The sequence below is a fragment of the Borrelia turcica IST7 genome, assembly GCF_003606285.1.
GTDB lineage: Bacteria > Spirochaetota > Spirochaetia > Borreliales > Borreliaceae > Borrelia > Borrelia turcica.
The window spans coordinates 212,360-230,282 of sequence record NZ_CP028884.1; the positions used below are offsets into that span (position 1 = coordinate 212,360).

A 17,923-nucleotide genomic window follows, 5' to 3' on the forward strand; every position below is an offset into this window, starting at 1 on the left:
AAGGTTTAACTTTTAGACTAATATCTAAATTTGCCGAATTTGTGGGATAGAAGAGTTTAAATCCTTTCTTAGGTAATCCTCTCTTCTTGAGGCAACCATTTAAAATTTTATTTAAGAGGACTCAAAATGATTCTCAAAGAAATAAAAAGAATAGAAGACTTAACAGAAAACGATATTATATTTTCAAATATCGGAAATTTATCTAAACTAAGCACACGAGTAAATGATAAAATCATTAAAGCTCTAAAGCAAGGAAATGTTTCACATATACCCGTAGTCAATAACTATACAAACATTCCACATGAAAAATTAATCAATATAATCAATGAAGAGCTTTTAAATAATGAAATAAATTTTTTAAAGGAAGATTTAATACAAGCTTTAAAAGATATATATAAACCATTTTCAGAAAAAGATAAAATATTTATAATTGCCGGCAAAAAAAGATTGATAAATTTAAATATACTCATGGAAGAAGATCCCGATCCCATTTACTTTAAAGAAATCATTGAGGGTAGCTTTAAGATCTTACCAACACACAAAATAATATCTATTCAAAAGCTACTACTAGAAATATATGATTATTTTGATTTTCAAAAAATTAGGAATAAAGATAGTCTTTCTAACACAAAAACAATAAAAAAATTACATCTACACTCAATCAGAAGAGATTGGGAATTTTTCAATGGAAAAGTAAAAACAACAGGCGATTCTGTTTTACTACATGCAATTGATACCACAATTTATTTTTTAATAACAATTGCACACCTCAATAAAGAAAGAGCAGCAAAAGATGCTCCACGCTCAACACTAAAGTTTTTTATCGACAAAGGACACTACACAAAATTTACAGAATTTTTCTACGATAATAATATAATAATACAAGCTGCACTTGGTGTACTTCTACACCCAATCGGCCTCATGCATGCCACTATACTACAGGAACTAAAAGACAAAATTAGCCTTAAAAACAAAGACATAGAAGAAGAATACAAACTTAAAATAGAGTATTTAGAAAAAAGCATTAATGTCTCTAAAAATTTATTTAGAATGAGAGAAGATATCTCTCCCATTACAAAGATGATAATAAACGGACAAAAAACCTACCTTAATAGTAAAAGTCATAAAGATATAAAAATTAAAAAATTTACTCACGAACTTATTAGAATTTTTTGTGTAATAGATACTTACGACGAAATGGTCAATCCTATTACAATAAAAGAACCTGTCAACCCTTTGGAAGCTATTGAATTTCTATTTCAAAATAGCGAAAAATACTATTGGGATACAGATAAACCAAATGAATATTTAAAAAACAAAAAATTTGATATAGAAATGCTAAAGATCTTCTTAACAATACTTGCACCCTTCGACTATGGAGAAATCCTAGACATATGCACAAAAGATTGCAATGAACCTTTATTCAAAGTAGTTGTTTTTGAATACAATATAGGCATATTGCCTATTCTATCTGTAATAAAGAAAAAGGATAAATCCTATAACATTGGAGATGTTCTTCTTAACCTTGAATCCAAGGAAATAATCATCAAGGGACAAAATGGAGAAATAAAGAAAAGTCCATTAAAAAATATTAATAAATTTGAATTAAAACGTAATATTGAAGAACTTAAAAGTAATGAATTTAATATTTTTACTCCCTTCAAAGATTAATCTTGAGATTTGTCATAAGAATCACATTTAAAAAAATCAAGCCTTGAATCGCCATATTTTCTAGAGTCGTATTTGGAAAGACCTAAAATACTTCTACTTAAATTTTCCCTAGAAGGATAATGGATAATAATCTTAGCATCTTTATTTAAACTCGCATTTTTTGCAACTATTTCAAGTAAGTTTTCTTTAAGAGAATAATCAAAGGGTGGGTCAAGATAAATAAAATCATAAAAAAGGTTACTCCTTTTAAGGAAAAATTCAGCCTCATTGAAAAAAAACTTGTAAGGCTCACTTACAAACCCAAAATTCTTAACCAAAACATTTCTAGAAGCCTTATTATAATCAACAAGATGAGCAAGACGAGCCCCACGACTCAAAGCTTCAAGAGACATTATTCCAGTACCTGCAAATACATCAAGAAAATTTGAATCTAGAATCTGATTAAAAAGAATAGAAAAAAATGCTTTCCTAACAACAGACATCACAGGACGCACACTACCAGCCCTAAGAAAAGCAACCTTTCTCCCCTTATACTTACCTGCACTTACATGCATAAATACTAATTTTAAATTATTTTAAGAAAATATTAAATATTTAAAACTTAAATTTTGATATAATTTTCTTTTAAGAGGAACAAACTATGAAAGGTATAATCTTAGCAGCTGGCTATGGAACAAGATTTTTACCCATAACAAAAACCATTCCAAAGGAAATGTTACCAATTCTAAATAAACCAGCAATTGACTACATTATTGAAGAATTTATTAATTCTGGAATAAAAGAAATTTTAATAATAACCTCAAGAAGAAAAGGAGTTTTAGATAATTATTTTGATAGAGAAATTGAACTTGAATCTACATTTACAAAAGAATGTAGGCAAGATTTACTAGATATTATTAAACTTAAAGACATCAATATTAGTTTCATAAAGCAAAATGAAATGATGGGAACAGGACATGCTTTACTGCATGCAAAACCTTGGATTGGGGTAGAGCCTACAATAGTTGCATATCCTGATGATCTACATATTGGGAATCCTCCCTTAACGGCACAACTTATAGAACTACACAAAAAAACCGGAAAAAATATATTATCTGTTATTGAAAATCCTAAAAATATCAACAGATACGGAGTAATAGAATTAGATAAAGACAATATTCATATCAAAGACATCGTAGAAAAACCAGCAGTTGGAAAAGAACCAAGCAGGAAAGCATCTATTGGAAGATTTTTATACACTTATGATTTTTTTAAATATTTAGAAGAAGGATTTAAACTTCACAAGAAGGGAGAATATCATCACATTTATGCTTTAAAGAAACTGATGAGTGAGGGCAAAGTATTATATAAGGAAATAGAAGGTGAGAGACTTGATACAGGTGATATTGAAGGTTACTTAGAGACAATAATCAAGATTGCTAAAAGAGATGATAAGTTGTCCCAAATAATTAAAGATTTAATAGAGGTTAAATGAGTACAATAACAAAACGCCAAGAATTTTATGATTCTCTTAGCATATTAAAAAAATATATAAATGAAAATATAGAAGAAAAAATTTTAAAATATAGTATTTTTTCAAAGCTTTATATCCTAAATGAAGAAGAGATTAAAAATCTTATAAAAATAAGCAGAGATTATGAACAAAAAAGAAATACAATAAACATTACTCTTGAAGAATATTATTATGAAAAAAATGAAGATACAAAAATCAAAAACTGGATATTAGAGATAATTAAAGGAAAAAATTCATTACAAATACAAAAAGAAACAAATCTTATTAGTAAAAGGCTTGGAATAACATATAAATTAAAATCAACTAATTTCTTAAAGTTAATTGAAATACAAAATAATCCAAAATACACTTTATGTAAAAAAGAACTGTATAAACAGCTAATACTAAACTTCTCCAGCAACATAAAAATAGAAAATTTAGAAACAACAATAGATATACTAGTAGCTGTAAAAAATAGAAACAAGGAAGAAATTAAACGCATCCTAAAACAAACCCAAACATTGCAAAGACTATTCAAATCTAGCTCAACCAAAAAAGAAAGTAGAGTAATCAAGCTACAAAAATTACTTATTTTAACATACTGGCCAGTAGGATGCTTATCTAGGTCACTTTTTAATAAAATTTTAATAAAAAACTATAGATACATGATAGATGAGATTTTAACTTTAAAATATGATGAGATTCTTAAATATTTACGAACAATAAAAACTTTAAGCCTTAATGAAATTTTTTATAAAGGGTCAAAGAAAAATATTAATTTTAATTATTTTTTCAGCGATTTTACAAAATATACCCCCAAAGATTTTCAAAATACACTAAAAGCTTATTTATCTTCATTTGAAAAAACTGCAACAAACAAATATTTAAAATGGTTCTTTAAAGATAAAGTACCAAACGAATGGGAAGATTTTACTTTTGCAATTGAATATATTGCAAAACATAGGTTACTAAATTTAAATGAAAAAATAGAAGATATAATTACAGCAAAATTTCAAGCAGAAGACTTCTTTGTATCTTTCGAAAAAATGAGCTTCAATCCATATAAAAGTTCTAACATATTTCAAAATAAATATATAAAAAGAACATTTTTGCAAAATGTGGTCAACTATATAAAAGACAATACAAAAAAGATAGACACCTATGGTTGGGTAGCATTCTACATTTATGCAGATAAAGATGATAAGGAAAATTTCTCACAAGACATAAAAACATTCTTTAAGAATAAAAATTTTGAAATTCAAAATCAAATACTCGTATACTTTTTATCCTTTTATCCAAATATTGATAAGAAACATTTTGAATTCATATCAGAAATAATACTCTATCTTGATGAGAGTAAAATTGTCATACCTAAAGAAATAATAAGAATGCAAAAGACCCACTCTCAGGAATTAAACTACTATAAATCATATATTTTCATTAAATCATTAATTCTAAGAACAAGAGTACTCAAAATTTTACATAAAAATATTAAACCAGAACTAATGTTAAACCTAGAAGGATTTAGAGATGAAAAATTACTACCTGCAATATGTTATATTGCTTATTATTCCAATCCAGACGTATTAAAAGAAGAAGAAACAATGTCTTCTTCACAAAAAGAAGACATAATGAAATTCATTGCATTTTTGGCTAAAGATCAAAATAAATTTATTTCTAAGACACTATGAAATATGGTAATATTTCCTCTAAAATAATACAATGTTAATAATAAAAAATATGAATACTCATTTGTCACTGCTCAAAAACTCGATACTCTTTGCTTTATTTTTAGTTTTGTTACTAAGCCCAAACTTAGCATATGCTCAAAGATTAATTCGAATTGGACAAGAAGAGATAAAAAATAAGAACTATCCAAAAGCAATAAAGATTCTAAGTGATGCTATTCAGAAATATCCAAAAGTACAAAACGGATACTATTTCCTAGCAATAGCTTATAGGGAGAACAACCAATTAACAGAAGCAGAAGGTGCTTTGCTTGATGGAATTGCAATTGGAGGAGACATCGACTATAAACTCTTTTTTGAACTTGGAAACATAATGTTTAAAAGAGGTGAAGGGTACTATAATTTAGCAATCAAATATTATTCCAATTCTGTTAAAAACATGCCTAATTACGACAAGGCACTACTTAACAGAGCAAATTCTTATGTAGAACAAGGAAAAGTAAATTTCAAGGAAAAGAACTATAAAGACGCATGGGATTCATATACTATGGCGATTCACGATTATGCCCAATTTATTACACTAAGATACGATACTGAAAAAAAAGACGACATTCTCTATATGATTGATCTTTTAAGAAATAAAAAAGCAGACTTAGAAGAGCTTGACAAAAGTCTAAAAAGTAGAAATGATCATACTCCTAAAGACAGTAAAGACAGTAAAGACAGTAAAGACAGTAAAGACAGTAAAGACAGTAAAGACAGTAAAGACAGTAAAGACAGTAAAGACAGTAAAGACAGTAAAGACAGTAAAGACAGTAAAGACAGTAAAGACAGTAAAGACAGTAAAGACAGTAAAGACAGTAAAGACAGTAAAGACAGTAAAGACAGTAAAGACAGTAAAGACAGTAAAGACAGTAAAGACAGTAAAGACAGTAAAGACAGTAAAGACAGTAAAGACAGTAAAGACAGTAAAGACAGTAAAGACAGTAAAGACAGTAAAGACAGTAAAGACAGTAAAGACAGTAAAGACAGTAAAGACAGTAAAGACAGTAAAGACAGTAAAGACAGTAAAGACAGTAAAGACAGTAAAGACAGTAAAGACAGTAAAGACAGTAAAGACAGTAAAGACAGTAAAGACAGTAAAGACAGTAAAGACAGTAAAGACAGTAAAGACAGTAAAGACAGTAAAGACAGTAAAGACAGTAAAGACAGTAAAGACAGTAAAGACAGTAAAGACAGTAAAGACAGTAAAGACAGTAATAATAAAATGCTTAAAGAAGAATTTGAACCTAATTTAAACACAGATTCTTTAATTGAGCTAGAAAAAATTAATTGGCAAGAGGAGTTAAACATAGATGAATAACAGAAAAAGCCTACCTATACTATTAACTTTAATATTTCTGCTTATTTCTTCATTTGCGTCACTTGGTTATTATGTATACAAAGATAGACTAAACAAACGAAACCAAGAAATAATGCTAAATGAAGTCAAAAATAGTGTTATGGATAGAAATTATAAAAAAGCTTATTCAATAACAAAAATGCTAAAAGACAAATATCCAAAAAACACAGATATTGCAATGCTTGAGAATACTCTGGCAGAACTTGCCAATAATAGTCCTTTTGAATCAAAAAATTTGCAAAGAGATACCGCTAATCAAATACTAGATAAAATACAGGGAAGAGAAAAATTAATGCCTATTAGCAATGAAAACTCTGATATTGCTTTTAATAATAGATATATTAAAGACAGCACAGCAATAGAAAACTATGCTGATAGAAAAGAAGATACTGGTATTGAAGACGAAGATATTTTAGAGTTTAGACAAAGTAAAGTACCTAAGAATTTAGGCGACAATAAGAGCAAAATCGAGGATAATAAAAAGCCAACCTTAAGCAATAAAGAATCTACTGAAAGCCAAAAAAATTTATTTAACTTAAAAAAGTTAAAAGACAACTTAAGTAAAGAGCTAAACAATACTAAGAATAAGCCGTTAGATAATCAAAAAAAAGAAATAGAAAAACAGGATAAACCTACCGAAAAAACTTTAAACAATTCTAGCACAGAGCAAACAAACCAAATTAAACACCCTAAAGAAAATCTTGAGTCTTTACCCCTAAAACCACCAATAAAAATAGAGCAGACAAATCCAAAAATTCTGCCTAAATCACAAAGTCAAGTAAGTGAAAAAATAGAGAGACCCTACAACTACTCTACAAAAAAAGAACTGTATGAAATATTAGATAATATTAATACTGGCAATCCTTCTATTGGCAAGGCAAGACTTAATGACTTAATTAAAAGGGGATTAAGTGATAAATTCAAGAAAGTAAATGATTTAATTGATAAATTAAAATATCAAGAAGCCGCCCAAATCTTGCTTAAATTAATAAAGCAAGATTTTGAATTAAAATCAGTTAGCCTACAAAAAGCTCCTTATTTAAAGGAGCTTTTTGTAAAAGAGCGACCTATGCAAGAAATTTTTGATACAAAGAATATTTCACCAGATAATAAAATCAAAACAGAAGAAACACACAAACCCTCTGTAGGCCCTACCAAGAATTCTTCAACAGATTTAAACTCCCTCAAAATGCTAGCAGTAGCAAATGAACAAAAAGGCAATTTAAAGACAGCTGAAGAAATTTATGAAAAAATTACAAGCATTACAAAAAAAGCAGAAGATTACTATAAAGTTGGACTAATTAAATTTAAACTAAAAAAATACAAAGAAGCTATTAAAGCTTTTGATGACACAATACTAATTGATCCAAACCACAAAAAAGCATACACAAATAAAGGAACAGTCTTAATTATATTAGATGAACCCAAAGAAGCAATTAAAGCCTTTGAGAAGGCTATTGCAATTGACCAAAATTATGACACTGCTTTCTATAAAAAAGGAATAGCAGAAGAAAAAAATAATGATAAAACACATGCCTTCTTAAGTTTCAAAAAAGCTCATGATATTGCTAAAAATCCTAATTACGCCATAAAAGCAGGAATTACCGCAAATCATATTGGAGACTTTCAAAGTGGTGAAAAATACCTAGATATGGTAAGTTTTTCAATTAAAGAAAAAAATGACATCATTCTTTATAATCTAGCAATAGCAAAATTTGAAAACGACAGTCTTAATGAATCACTTGAAGTCATAAATAAAGCTCTTACTATAAACCCAGAAAAGCCTGAATATCTATATTTAAAAGCATCCATTTTTCTAACAAAAGGAGACTATCATAAGGCAATAGAACTCTACAATAATGTAATTTTAAAAACTCCTGAAAATATTACAGCTCACATAAATTTAGCAAGAGCATATGAAAAACTAGGAAATGAACGCAAAGCAATTGATATACTTGAAAAGGTTAGCAATAAAAATCATTCAGTTGCATTAAATAATCTTGGGAAACTTTACAAAAAACAAGGAAATTACCAAAAAGCAATAAACATTTTTCAAAAAGCAGAAGCTAGCTCAAACCTTGAAGCAAAATATAACCTAGCCATTACATTTTTGGCTACTAAGGAAAACAAAAGAGCAATGGAAAAATTAATAGAATACATTAAAGTAGATTCAAACAACCCAGAAGCTCTCCATGCATTGGCCATAATAGAATATAATGAAAATGGAGATGACAAAAGACTGAAAGAAGTTGTTAAAAAATTTCCTAATTACGCACAAAATAAAAAAATAATAAAAATTATAGGACAATGAATAAAATAAAATTTTTAGACAAAAACTTAGTACAAAAAATAGCAGCAGGAGAAGCCATAGATAGACCTTCTTCTATTTTAAAAGAATTGCTTGACAATTCAATAGATTCTGGCGCAGATAAAATCGAAGTTTTCCTTGAAGAAGGAGGTATTCGAAGAATACTAATCACAGACAATGGTAGTGGATTAAGCCCAGAGGACTTAAAGATATGTTATCTACCCCACACTACTTCAAAAATCAATGCAGAACAAGATCTTGAAACAATTAAAACACTAGGATTTAGAGGAGAAGCCCTCTCTAGTATTGCAATTTGTTCTAATCTCATAATAACAAGTTCAACCACAGGAGAAGAAAGTTATCAAATTGAAGTTGAAAACGGAATTGAAAAATATTTAAAAAAACAATCTCCAATAAATGGAACCATAGTAGATGTTACAAACTTATTTCATAACTTTCCCGCAAGAAAAAGATTCTTAAAAAAAGATTCTATTGAGACAAAAATGTGTCTAAAAGTTTTTGAAGAAAAGGCAGTAGCTCATCCTGAAATCGACTTTAGATTAAGTATTAACCATGAATTGAGAAAGGTCTATTTTAAAGAAAAACTAATAGACAGAGTTCAAAGCGTATATGGAGAAATAATAGAGCATAATAAATTTGGAAAAATAGAAGCAGAATACGAGAATGTCAAAATGAAAATTTTTTTTGCTCCTCCTCATTTTTCAAGAAAAGACAGAAGAAATATAAAAATATTTGTAAACAGAAGACCCGTTGAAGAAAAAAATTTATCTGAAGCTATTATTGATGGACACAGTAGAATACTAACACCCAGAAACTTCCCAATATGTTATCTATTCTTAGAAATAGAACCCAAACACATCGATTTTAATATACATCCTCAAAAAAAAGAAGTAAGATTTTTCAACCTACCTTTCCTCCCTAAACAAATTTCAAGCAACATTAATGAATTTTTTGACAGAGAACAAAAAGAAATTTTACAAGACTACAACAACATAATAATAAAAAGACAATTAACGAATGATACTCACTTGTTAGAACCTGAGAGTGATGAATCACAAAATTCAAATTTCCAAGTCTACGAAATTACAAAAAATGAAGAATTAATATTAGAAAAACCTCAAAGCAATAAAATAACAAATATCATAGAAAACAAGGTCAATTTTGAAAGACACGATCCAGCTCAAAACAATAAATCATCCTTTAAAACCCACATCCAAAATATTTTCCTAAAAACTTCCACAATGCTAAATGCAATTAGTAAGCCAAGAGAGGAAGAATACAAATATAGATATATAGGACAATTATTTTCTGAATTTCTAATAGTAGAGAAGGATAATGAAGTCTATTTTCTAGACCAACATGCACTTCATGAAACGATCATATATAATAATCTCAAAAATTCAAAAAAGACTATACAAAATCTTTTAGTACCAATTGAATTTCAAGTAGATTGCGAAGATGCAGACAAAATACTTGAGAGTGAGATAGAAGAATATAAACAAATAGACATCATAGTTATTAAAACAAAGAACCAGACTTATCAACTTAAATCCATCCCAAATATTTGCAATAAATATGAAAATGTTATTATTCATTTCTTAAAGACAAGAAAAAGCAAAACTATTAATTCCTTAGAGGCTGATTTATATGCTACTATTGCCTGTAGACAAGCTATTAAGCAAAATGACACAATAAGCTCTGAATTTAGCAATTTTTTAATAAATGAATTTTTCAATTTAAAACTCAAACATTGTCCACACGGAAGAAAAATTTACTACAAAATTTCTAAATTTGAACTTGAAAAAAGTGTCGACAGAAAATAAAATAAACACAGAAGTTGTTTATGATAAAAAATCTTAAATCCCAAATTCAAAAACTAAACTTAGAAAGAGACAAAAAATTAACTGAGCTTGGTAAAACTCTTAAAAATAACAATGTAATAGAGCTGAAACAATTGGCCTCTTATACTTCTTTAAAATTAATTGAAAAAGAATTAACTCAACTTAGAACAAATTTAAGCAAAGCAGAAGACAATGAAAATAAATTAAAAGAATTATATAAAAATCTTAAAGACTGTAAAGTCAATCAAAAAAATATTATTAAAGCTTACAAAAATAAACTTATAAAGATTGTGGAAGCATTAATAAATCATTATCCAAAAAATTTACAATCAATTGTAGAATACAAACTGGACTTTACTAAATCAATGCTTGAAAAGCATGAATATAAAACAACCGAAATAACAAGCCCAAATGAAAATCCCAATTTCATTAAGAAGTTTATTACAAATACTATACTAACCATAAAGGATATCCTAAATAAAATAAATATAGGAAAAGTAGCAAAAGAATTTGAGAAAAAAATATTAAGAGAACATTTATCTACAGAAAACTTAGAAAATTTAGTCAATGATTTTATAGAGAATAAAGAGTTAAGTAAAGAGCTAATTGAAGAATTTAGATTAATGAACGAATCTCAAGCAAATTTAATAACAATAAACGACACCATAAAAGAAACAAAAAATAAAAGCATAAAAGATAAAATAAATAACAAAAATAAAATAGAAAATAAAATTAGCATTGTTGAAACAAATAAAGAGAATGTTTTAAAAAAAATAGCCGAAGAATTTATTGAAATGACAAAGACAGAAAAAGGATTAAGTAAAACCGGAGCAATTAATTCTTTATTACAACAAATAGAAAATTTAAATCAACAAATACTCAAACTAAATGAAGAAATAGCAAAAACAATTAAAACAGATGAAATAGCAACAATAAAAGCAAAAATGCAACAACTCATAAAAAACAAAGAATCAATTGAAAATAAATTAAATAAACTAAATTCAAAAATAGAAATCATACAAAATGAAATTGATGAACTTGACAATAAATAAAAAATAAATATAATGACTTAAAGTATGGAAAAGCAGTGGAAAACTATGTTTAATTCTTTTAGCTAGTCCTTTTAGGGCCCATAGCTCAGTTGGTTAGAGCACCCGACTCATAATCGGTAGGTCCCAGGTTCAAGTCCTGGTGGGCCCATTAATTTAGTTTAAAAAATAGGTTAGAATTTTTTCCAATATAATAAAATCCCATATAATTATCCAAGTTGTCGTCTGTTTGAATACTGGTTATATCTTCAATATTAGTAACTTCATCTGAAAAATTAATCTCATCTTTGGATGCCTTCATCAAATAAACTTTATTGCCACTTATTTCATTTAACTTAGACATATCCCTATGTTTATACACATAATCATACAATAAAGCTAATTCTTCTCTTGATAAATTTAAATTTATGACAATGTCTTTATTATATATTCTCATACCAGTATCAAAAAGATGTACTTGCGCTACAAAACTCTCAAAAGTTTTATCTGCAAAATTAAACATCAAATCTTTACAATAAAGAATATCTTTGCCAAGAGTAGAATCAAAGAAAGAGGAAGCATACTTATCCTTAGTAACCTCAATAAATTCCCTACTATCTATGTTCTCAACAACAAACTTAGTTATATCCTTAGAATTTAAAACTCTAATAGCAAAATCAAAAGACATAAAATAATCAAAATTATCCTTATTGAAATAATAATTAATGACATAATCGAGTTCTTTTATCTCAGGATAGCTTATTTCACAAGAACAGAAAATAACAAAAAATAACAGAACTATTTTAGTCTTTAACTCTTTCAGCATATTCCTTTGTTTCAGAATTAACCAAAATTTTATCTCCAACATTAATAAAAATAGGTGCTTTTACTATAAAACCTGTGTGAAGAGTAACATTCTTCATAGCATTAGTTACAGTATCACTCTTAACGGCAACCTCAGCATCTACCACTTCAAATGCAATTTTGGGTGGCAACTTAATGTCAATAACTTCATCTTCCCATTTAACAAGAGAATATACTTCTGCTTCTTGTAAAAAGAGAACCTTATCCTCAAGATTTGAAACCTCTCTTAAATTAACACTAAATTGATCATAAGTTTCCAAATCCATAAAAATAAGATTTTCACCTTCCCTATAAAGATACTGAGATCTTACTTCTAAAACTTCAATTTCTTCTGCTGTATCTGCCCCTTTTAATGTTTCCTTGATAACAGATTTATTTTTCAAGTTTTTAAGTTTCAGTCTTACAATAGACCCTCCCCTACCTGTTTTCGAAAATTCTCGTTCAAGAACAATATGCGGCATACCTTTAAAAAGCAAAAAACTCCCCTTTTCAATTTCTCCAGACTTAATTGTACTCATCTAATACCTCATCAATTTCTAATGTGCATAATAATTTATATCAAAAAACCAAAATATTTACTATTTGTTGACTTATCTAAAATTAATGATATTATATATAGTCGTAAAAGGAGTGAATTTAATGAGAAATATTAAGGTATCCTTTATTATTTCATTATTCTTTTTATTTATGAGTTGTACAAACAATAGCAATGAAAATATTATTCCTGTTGGTGGCTCTACCACTGCTACCTCTATTATGGATGAAATAATCTTAAGCTACAAAAAAGCAAACGATAAAATTAAAGTAACTTATGATGCTCAAGGAAGTAGTGTTGGCATTAAAGGATTGTTTGACGGCATTTACAAAATGGCAATCTCATCAAGGGATGCTACTGAGGAAGAAATAGCTAGGGGAGCTAAAGTCACAGTAATTGCTTATGATGCTTTAATATTTATAACAAGTCCTGATGTTAAGATTACAAATATTGCAGAGTCTGATTTGGCAAACATACTTAATGGAAATATTGAAAACTGGAAACAAGTTGGGGGACCTGATGCTAAGATTAACTTCATAAACAGAGATTCATCATCTGGGTCATATTCATCTGTTAAAGAATTAGTTCTTGAGAAAATATTAAAAAATCCCGAAGAAGCTCAATTTAGACAAGATAGTATCGTGGTAAAATCTAATGGGGAGGTGATTGAAAAGGTGAGTCTTACTCCACACTCAATTGGTTATGTTAGTTTTGGATATGCAAGAAATTCTATGGAGAAGGGTCTAAATACGCTTTCAATCAATACCATATATCCTACAAAAGAAACAATAATGCAGAATAAATACAATATAAAAAGAAGTTTAATTGCAATCACAACTAGTATTTCGGAGAATAAAAATACAATTAACTTTATTGAATTTATGCTAGGTCCAAATGGTCAAGATATTGTTGAAGAACAAGGGTTCATTGGCATTGCAAATACAACTTAGGCATAACTAAACAGTGATATGATAAACTTAACTAAGGCTTTTGGTAGATAAGAATTTTAATAAAATTCTATGAGGAATTCTTGTAAAGAATGGCATTAAATTTAAAGACAAAAAGAAATATTGTTAGCTTAGGGTTTAAATGCTTTATTTTTACATCCGCAACAATTAGCGCTTTATCCATATTATTGTTGATTTTATTTATTGTTAACAATGGGATTGCACCTTTTCTTCACAATAGAATTAAAATTTCCAATTTTCTATTCAGCACCAACTGGGATCCTACCAGTAATATACAAAAGTCTTATGGAATCTTATCATTCATTATAAATTCTGCACTAACAACACTTTTTTCTGTCTTGATTGCATTACCAATTGGACTTGGATTTGCAATTTATCTTTTTGAAAAAGCTAAAGGGATTTATCAAAAAATATTACAAACTATCATAGAACTACTAGCAGGAATTCCAAGTGTAGTATATGGCTTTTTTGGAAGTACATTTATAGCCACACTCATAAAGAACACATTCAAAAGAGAAGACAATTTAGGATATAATCTAATAAGCTCAGCAATAGTCTTAAGCATAATGATACTTCCAACAATAATTAGTGTCTCATACACAGCTCTTAAAGCTGTTCCTAAATCATATAAACTAGCCTCTCTTGCTCTAGCAGCAACAGACTGGCAAACAATATACAAAGTAATGATTCCTTCCGCTGGAAGAGGAATCCTAGCAGGAGTAATACTAGCTGTTGGCAGAGCCATTGGTGAAACAATTGCAGTTTTAATGGTTGGTGGAGGTTCCCCTTTATTTGTAAAAAACATATTCTCACCTATTAGAACTCTTACAATAAATATTGCAATAGATATGGGATATGCATCCGGAACTCACAGAGAAGCTTTATTCTCAACAGCTCTGGTTTTGTTACTATCAGTAATCATTACAAATTCAATTAAGTATTTTATCCTTTCTTCTTCTAAAAGGCTAAAAATCAAGTGAATACAGTTCAAATAAACAAACTGTTAAATAAAATATCATTTTTCATAATAAAATTAATCTCTTATGCTCTAATAGCACTATTAATCTTTTTAATATCTTATATATTATACAATTCACTATTCTTTTTCTCTAAAAAACAAACATTATTTTTAAATGAAACAAAACATTTTCTACCATTAACACTTAAGAACAAAACAATAAAAATTGCCTTTATTATAAATAAAAGCATTAAAATAGATGAACTTACCACTAAAGACATATATAACATATACAATAACAAAATCTCACATTGGGGCAGTATATCCGATCAAGTTACAGATATAGCTCCCATTGCAAGTTCAAAATCAAATTTATCTAGTAAAGCTATATTAACAACTTTTATACAGAATAATGAATTTAATAACAGATATATAAAAGTAGAAGAATCGACTGAAGAGATGATACAAACTGTCAATAAAACTGCGGGCGCTATTGGCTATCTAACAAAAGAAGAACTTGAAAAATTGAATTTTAAAAAATATTCGGAAGTTAAATCCATAAAAATCAAATCTATGTCCATTTTAGTAGGAAAAAAAACACTACAAAAGAGTGAAAATGAAATTATCAATACTCTAAGCCTAGAAATGACAGAAAAACTACTCATAGGCAAGAAAAAATGGAATGATTTAATCTTTAAAAATATCAACTCAAATGTTATAAAATACTCAACTTATAATCCTAATGCAATAAAAGAAGTAGAAGAACAAGAAGGCACAATTGCCGTTGTACCTTGGCACTCTTTTTATAAAAGTGATGCACCCTTTCTTAAGCTATACTACACAAAAAAAAGCATGCCTTTAAACCTAAATTTCATATTATCTACCCCAAGAAATTCTGGTGCATACGGAGGTATTTCTTATTTAATCCTTAATACCTTTCATGTAATATTATTAACAGCAATAATTTCAATTTCAATAGGAATTGGCACAGGAATAATGCTTGCAGAATACACTTCAAATAAAATATTTTACAAAACAATATCTATGAGCGTTGACATTTTATCATCAATTCCTGCAATCATTTTTGGACTATTTGGACTCATGTTTTTTGTTCCAATTCTTGGAATGGGGATACTCTCTGGCGCCATAACAAGTTCTTTAATGATACTACCAATGATTATTAAAACAACCGAAGAAGCATTTAAATCAATCCCTAAATCATATAAATACGCTTCCTTTGCTCTGGGTGCAAACAAAACAGAAACTATACTTAAAATTCTACTGCCCGCCTCTAGCCCAGGTATCTTAACAGGAATAGTTCTTGCAATAGGGCGTGCGCTTGGCGAGACAGCCGTACTTCTATTTACAATGGGAACAAATTTAGGTCTTGCAGGAAGCCTAAATGAGCCTGCAAGAAGTTTAACCGTACATTTATTGTTATTATTTCAAGAAGGACATCTAGATAAAGGTTTTGGAACGGCATCAATACTTATCATAATGATACTTTTAATAAACTTGATATCAAAATTTCTAATCAATAAATTATATAGGATTAAATAAATGAGTGAAGATAAAGCAATCATTAAAACAGAAAACTTAAACTTATTTTATACAGACTTTAAAGCATTAAATAACATTAATATATCCATACTAAGAAATAGCATTACAGCTTTAATAGGCCCATCGGGTTGTGGAAAATCAACATTCCTTAGAACACTTAACAGAATGAATGACCTTGTGGAAGGTGTGAAAATAGAGGGGAAAGTAATATATGAAGGTAAAAGCATTTACTCAAATAATTTCGATGTTCTTGAACTTAGAAGAAAAATTGGAATGGTGTTCCAAACTCCAAATCCATTTTTAATGTCTGTTTATGACAATATAAGTTATGGACCCAAAATTCACGGCATTAAAGACAAAAAAAAGCTTGATGAAGTAGTTGAAAAATCTTTAATAAAATCTGCACTTTGGAATGAAGTAAAAGATAAGCTTAATAGAAATGCGCTAAGTCTTTCAGGAGGACAGCAACAAAGACTTTGCATTGCAAGAACTCTTGCAATTGAACCAAATGTAATATTAATGGACGAACCTACTTCAGCTCTTGACCCAATATCAACAGGAAAAATTGAAGAGTTAATAATCAATTTAAAAGAAAGCTATACTATCATAATAGTTACTCATAACATGCAACAAGCTGGAAGAATATCTGACCGAACTGCATTCTTCCTTAACGGATATATTGAAGAAGAAAGCCCAACAGATGAATTATTCTTCAATCCTAAAAATATTAAGACCGAAGAATATATCACTGGTAAATTTGGTTAATTAGCCCAAAGAAACATCAAGGAACATCATTAAAGTAAACCCAATAATTCCAAATATGGTTGGCACTTTACTATCAATATCCTTTCTTTTAGATTCAGGTATTAATTGCTCAATTGAGACATAAATCATTGCGCCTGCAGAAAAAGATAAAGCAAAGGGTAAAATTCTAGTAAAAGTATAAACTGCATAAGCTCCTAAAACCCCTCCAAAAATTTCTACCAAACCTGACATCTGTCCATAATTAAAACATTTCCACAAAGGAACATGACCTCGTCTTAAAGGCAAAGAAATCGCTGCACCTTCTGGCATATTTTGAATACCAATTCCTAATGTAAGAATCATAGCTCCAACCAAAGTATGTATATCAGGAGTAGAAACTAAAGCTCCAAAAGCAACACCAACAGCAAGCCCTTCTGGGAAATTATGTAAAGTAACAGCCGTAAAAAGCAAAAAATCCTTCTTACCATGTCTTGTTAAATCTTCATCAATAAATGTGAGCTTATCAAGATCTGGCACAAACACATCCACAGCATATATAAAAAAAGCCCCTAATAGGAATCCAAAAACAGCTGGCATCCATGGAGTATAACCAAGCTCTTCAGCTCTCTCTATTGCAGGCTGAATAAGCGAGAAAAAACTAGCAGCAATCATAATACCTGCTGAAAATCCAAGCATAGCATCCATTATTTTATTATTTACTCTTCTGAAAAAAAAGACAGCAGCAGCTCCAAAGGCTGTAGTAAACCAAGTAAAAGTAGAACCTAAAAATCCCAAAAAAACAGGATGTAGCGTTAATAAATATTCCCCAAAATGTTCAAACAT

Annotated in this window: 14 protein-coding genes, 1 tRNA gene and 1 pseudogene; 12 read left to right on the forward strand and 4 right to left on the reverse strand. The window is 28.7% G+C overall.

Translation table 11 applies throughout. The features are described from left to right. The first annotated feature begins 126 nt into the window (after positions 1-126). A complete protein-coding gene (locus DB313_RS01045; RefSeq protein WP_120104015.1) occupies positions 127-1,671 on the forward strand; it encodes an HD-GYP domain-containing protein in 1,545 nt (514 codons plus the stop codon). On the opposite strand, the gene rsmD is transcribed toward DB313_RS01045, so the two are convergent. Beyond that, positions 1,668-2,225: a 16S rRNA (guanine(966)-N(2))-methyltransferase RsmD gene (gene rsmD / locus DB313_RS01050; RefSeq protein ID WP_120104016.1), complete on the reverse strand. Its 558-nt coding sequence runs from the start codon at positions 2,223-2,225 to the stop codon at positions 1,668-1,670. The two genes, DB313_RS01045 and rsmD, sit on opposite strands and share 4 nt — an antisense overlap. Before the next feature lie 86 nt (positions 2,226-2,311). On the opposite strand from rsmD, the gene DB313_RS01055 reads away from it, so the two are divergent. The 7 genes and pseudogenes from DB313_RS01055 to DB313_RS01085 all read left to right on the forward strand — a co-directional run bounded on the left by DB313_RS01055 (position 2,312) and on the right by DB313_RS01085 (position 11,623). After that, positions 2,312-3,145, forward strand: a complete 834-nt coding sequence (locus DB313_RS01055) for a sugar phosphate nucleotidyltransferase (RefSeq protein WP_120104017.1) — start codon at positions 2,312-2,314, stop codon at positions 3,143-3,145. Further along, positions 3,142-4,854 carry a BB_0208 family protein gene (locus DB313_RS01060; protein ID WP_120104018.1) on the forward strand — a complete coding sequence of 571 codons (1,713 nt, stop codon included), beginning with the start codon at positions 3,142-3,144 and terminating at the stop codon, positions 4,852-4,854. The genes DB313_RS01055 and DB313_RS01060 overlap by 4 nt, the downstream gene beginning before the upstream one ends. A gap of 49 nt (positions 4,855-4,903) precedes the next feature. Beyond that, positions 4,904-5,540, forward strand: a pseudogene (locus tag DB313_RS06585) (tetratricopeptide repeat protein); the annotation flags it as partial. Positions 5,541-6,206: 666 nt separating this feature from the next. Next, positions 6,207-8,564 carry a tetratricopeptide repeat protein gene (locus tag DB313_RS01070; RefSeq protein WP_120104019.1) on the forward strand — a complete coding sequence of 786 codons (2,358 nt, stop codon included), beginning with the start codon at positions 6,207-6,209 and terminating at the stop codon, positions 8,562-8,564. Further along, a complete protein-coding gene (mutL, locus tag DB313_RS01075; RefSeq protein WP_120104020.1) occupies positions 8,561-10,405 on the forward strand; it encodes a DNA mismatch repair endonuclease MutL in 1,845 nt (614 codons plus the stop codon). Before DB313_RS01070 ends, mutL begins: the two co-directional genes overlap by 4 nt. Before the next feature lie 20 nt (positions 10,406-10,425). Beyond that, positions 10,426-11,475 carry a hypothetical protein gene (locus tag DB313_RS01080; protein WP_120104021.1) on the forward strand — a complete coding sequence of 350 codons (1,050 nt, stop codon included), beginning with the start codon at positions 10,426-10,428 and terminating at the stop codon, positions 11,473-11,475. A 74-nt stretch (positions 11,476-11,549) separates the two neighbouring features. Beyond that, positions 11,550-11,623: transfer RNA gene (locus DB313_RS01085), tRNA-Ile, on the forward strand. On the opposite strand, the gene DB313_RS01090 is transcribed toward DB313_RS01085, so the two are convergent. Both DB313_RS01090 and efp read right to left on the reverse strand, forming a co-directional pair. Next, the gene (locus DB313_RS01090) at positions 11,624-12,277 is read right to left on the reverse strand and encodes a hypothetical protein (RefSeq protein ID WP_120104022.1); all 654 of its coding nucleotides are present in this window, start codon (positions 12,275-12,277) and stop codon (positions 11,624-11,626) included. Beyond that, positions 12,255-12,833, reverse strand: a complete 579-nt coding sequence (efp, locus tag DB313_RS01095) for an elongation factor P (RefSeq protein WP_120104023.1) — start codon at positions 12,831-12,833, stop codon at positions 12,255-12,257. Before efp ends, DB313_RS01090 begins: the two co-directional genes overlap by 23 nt. Before the next feature lie 121 nt (positions 12,834-12,954). On the opposite strand from efp, the gene DB313_RS01100 reads away from it, so the two are divergent. The 4 genes from DB313_RS01100 to pstB all read left to right on the forward strand — a co-directional run bounded on the left by DB313_RS01100 (position 12,955) and on the right by pstB (position 17,101). Further along, a complete protein-coding gene (locus DB313_RS01100; RefSeq protein WP_174220831.1) occupies positions 12,955-13,800 on the forward strand; it encodes a substrate-binding domain-containing protein in 846 nt (281 codons plus the stop codon). A gap of 89 nt (positions 13,801-13,889) precedes the next feature. Then, a complete protein-coding gene (gene pstC, locus DB313_RS01105) occupies positions 13,890-14,798 on the forward strand; it encodes a phosphate ABC transporter permease subunit PstC (protein WP_120104024.1) in 909 nt (302 codons plus the stop codon). Between the two features lie 56 nt (positions 14,799-14,854). Further along, complete coding sequence (gene pstA / locus DB313_RS01110) at positions 14,855-16,336, forward strand: phosphate ABC transporter permease PstA (RefSeq protein ID WP_420808984.1); 1,482 nt, start codon at positions 14,855-14,857, stop codon at positions 16,334-16,336. Then, on the forward strand, positions 16,337-17,101 hold the full coding sequence (pstB, locus tag DB313_RS01115) for a phosphate ABC transporter ATP-binding protein PstB (protein ID WP_120104026.1): 765 nt from the start codon (positions 16,337-16,339) through the stop codon (positions 17,099-17,101). On the opposite strand, the gene DB313_RS01120 is transcribed toward pstB, so the two are convergent. Then, the gene (locus tag DB313_RS01120; protein WP_120104027.1) at positions 17,102-17,923 is read right to left on the reverse strand and encodes a ZIP family metal transporter; all 822 of its coding nucleotides are present in this window, start codon (positions 17,921-17,923) and stop codon (positions 17,102-17,104) included.

What these genes read in the sequence shown, in the direction of transcription:
- efp (WP_120104023.1), bottom strand. Translation starts at nt 12,833, where the DNA reads ATGAGTACAATTAAGTCTGGAGAAATTGAAAAGGGGAGTTTTTTGCTT.
- DB313_RS01100 (WP_174220831.1), top strand. Translation starts at nt 12,955, where the DNA reads ATGAGAAATATTAAGGTATCCTTTATTATTTCATTATTCTTTTTATTT.
- DB313_RS01120 (WP_120104027.1), bottom strand. Translation starts at nt 17,923, where the DNA reads ATGTTTGAACATTTTGGGGAATATTTATTAACGCTACATCCTGTTTTT.
- pstB (WP_120104026.1), top strand. Translation starts at nt 16,337, where the DNA reads ATGAGTGAAGATAAAGCAATCATTAAAACAGAAAACTTAAACTTATTT.
- pstC (WP_120104024.1), top strand. Translation starts at nt 13,890, where the DNA reads ATGGCATTAAATTTAAAGACAAAAAGAAATATTGTTAGCTTAGGGTTT.
- DB313_RS01045 (WP_120104015.1), top strand. Translation starts at nt 127, where the DNA reads ATGATTCTCAAAGAAATAAAAAGAATAGAAGACTTAACAGAAAACGAT.
- DB313_RS01055 (WP_120104017.1), top strand. Translation starts at nt 2,312, where the DNA reads ATGAAAGGTATAATCTTAGCAGCTGGCTATGGAACAAGATTTTTACCC.
- DB313_RS01060 (WP_120104018.1), top strand. Translation starts at nt 3,142, where the DNA reads ATGAGTACAATAACAAAACGCCAAGAATTTTATGATTCTCTTAGCATA.
- rsmD (WP_120104016.1), bottom strand. Translation starts at nt 2,225, where the DNA reads ATGCATGTAAGTGCAGGTAAGTATAAGGGGAGAAAGGTTGCTTTTCTT.
- DB313_RS01080 (WP_120104021.1), top strand. Translation starts at nt 10,426, where the DNA reads ATGATAAAAAATCTTAAATCCCAAATTCAAAAACTAAACTTAGAAAGA.
- mutL (WP_120104020.1), top strand. Translation starts at nt 8,561, where the DNA reads ATGAATAAAATAAAATTTTTAGACAAAAACTTAGTACAAAAAATAGCA.
- DB313_RS01090 (WP_120104022.1), bottom strand. Translation starts at nt 12,277, where the DNA reads ATGCTGAAAGAGTTAAAGACTAAAATAGTTCTGTTATTTTTTGTTATT.
- DB313_RS01070 (WP_120104019.1), top strand. Translation starts at nt 6,207, where the DNA reads ATGAATAACAGAAAAAGCCTACCTATACTATTAACTTTAATATTTCTG.